1 protein-coding gene is annotated in these 2,117 nt (G+C 55.6%); it reads right to left on the bottom strand.

Annotation, left to right across the window (positions count from 1 at the left end; translation table 11 throughout):
- Positions 1-1,937 (bottom strand): hypothetical protein (locus ACPUC7_RS24335; protein WP_494924850.1); only part of this gene is annotated, 1,937 nt, incomplete at its 3' end.
- Between the last annotated feature and the right edge of the window lie 180 nt (positions 1,938-2,117).

The following is a 2,117-nucleotide window of genomic DNA, read 5'->3' as shown; positions in this document are numbered from 1 at the left end:
GCGGCGAGCGCGCGGCTGAGCGTCCCGGTGACTTCGCGGTTGGCGGAGCCATCTTTGGTGATGAGGTCGGTCTGGCTGCTGCCGGTATCCTTCTGCATGCTGGTGAGGGTAAAACTGACCGGCTGCATATTGACGTATTCAAACACCCACGGGGTTGAGAAGTCGCTGATGAACGCGCCTTGCTCCATTTTTACCGTGATGCTGTGTCTGCCGACACTCATACCGGTGGCATGTTCCCACTCCCAGTCGCCGCTGGCGCTGGCGGTAACGCTGGCAATCAGTTTGCCGTCGTCGTAAAGGTAAACCAGGCTGCCGGGCAGCGCGCTGCCGTACAGGCGCGGGGTGCTGTCATCGGTGGCGTCGCCGTTTGCCAGCCAGTCGGTAACCTGTCCGGCATCGTCAAAGGCTTTATCAATAGTCGGGCCGGCGGTTAAATTGATCGTAATCGGATCGGATATCAGAAACGTTTCCGTCAAAACATCAAAGGTCACTTCACCCGGACGCATCGGTGCGGATGGCGTCCATTCCCATGTGCCGTCGGCTTTAACCACGACTGCACCAATTTTGTTACTAGCATGTTCTCCTGTGTAAAAGGCAAAAATATCAAGTGTCGAGCCGGGCTGCCCGGTGCCTTTGAGGGTTGGCGTCAGATCATCGGTATAACCGTGATCCGGTACTAAATCGTTGCCGCCAACGTTGTCCCACACTTCGGTGATCGCCGGTTTAACTTCTGCCAGCGTCACCGCCTGCTTCACTGGCGTATTAACGTTGCCAGCGATGTCAGTGATGCGGATCTGGTATTCCCAGCTGGCGGTGTGCGCCCCGTTGTCGTTAAAGCTCCAGTTGTTGGCAAAATCCACGCTGAGTGCCAGCCAGGTTTTGCCGCCGTCCAGCGAATACTCGATGATATCGCCCGTATCCAGCGCTTTGCTCAGCGTGCCCTGCACGGTACGTCCGGCGCTGCCGTCAGTGGTTTCCCAGTCATCCGCGACGTCATCGTCTTTGCTCATGCGGATAAAGCTGACCTGCACGTCGGACGGCGTGGTGTCGAGCATCACCTGATGGCTTTGCTCTGGCGTCACGTTACCGGCGCTGTCCACAACGCGTAGTTTGTATGTCCAGTCGGCGCTGTGCACGGTGTCGTCCTGCGCTTTCCAGCTCATGCCGGTGACGGTGGCGTCCACCCATTTGCTGCCGTCCCAAAACTGCAATGTCTCGGATGCTGAAAGTGCGCGGCTAAGCGTACCGGTGACTTCGCGGTTGGCGGAGCCATCTTTGGTGATGAAGTCGGTACTGCTGCTGCCTGAGTCCTTACTCATATGATCAAAAGTGAAGCCTACCGGTATCAGACCGGTGGAAGTCCATTTGACGTTGTCGATGTGGAAGCCATAGTCACCGACGCCGGGCTCGTCGCCGGTGATCAGCTCGGCGCGGGCAATCAACGTACCTGTGGGGGCGGTAAAACTGAGGGTCTTGATATCAAACTGCTTCGCGGTGACCGAACCGGTATAAAAGAGTTTTTCGCTGCCAATTAACGTGCCGCTGGCGTCGTAAAAGTTAATCACGGTGGCGCTGTTGTGCAGGGCAAAGTAGTCGAAGCTGAACTCGCTCATGCCTTGCGAGCCGAGGCTGAAGTTGATGGTGCTTTTCTCACCGACCAGCAGGGTTTTGGAGTTGTAGCCGAACCAGTTGAACTCGGCAATCTCCAGACGGCTGTCTTGATTCTGAATAATCAGACCGGCCTGAGTTTCGAGCTGTGCGCCGGAGCTGATGCGCTGAATGCGCTCGGTGTCAAAGCGCTCTTCCGGCAGCGGAGTGGGATCGGTGGCCTGCGTGGTAAGAGCGGCTATCGGCGCTTCGCTGCTGGCAACGGATTGATACAGCAGTTCGTCCTGCTCTGTACCGTAAGGATTGTAGCGACTTTTGTTAAAATCCATTTCTCTTGACCATTCAAGTTAAGTAATGGCCGATATCCTAAATAGGCAGAGAAATTAGGCCGTACAGACATGTCTGGTATCAGGAAAATATATTTTTGCGTCACTCGCTTAAGAAATGATGAGTTAGGTAAAAGATAAAAACGCGCTGCGGAACAGGTCTCCGCAGCGCGCTTAGTGCGA

This window comes from Pantoea sp. CFCC18179, assembly GCF_059412405.1.
This window is presented reverse-complemented; position numbering and strand designations above follow the sequence as displayed.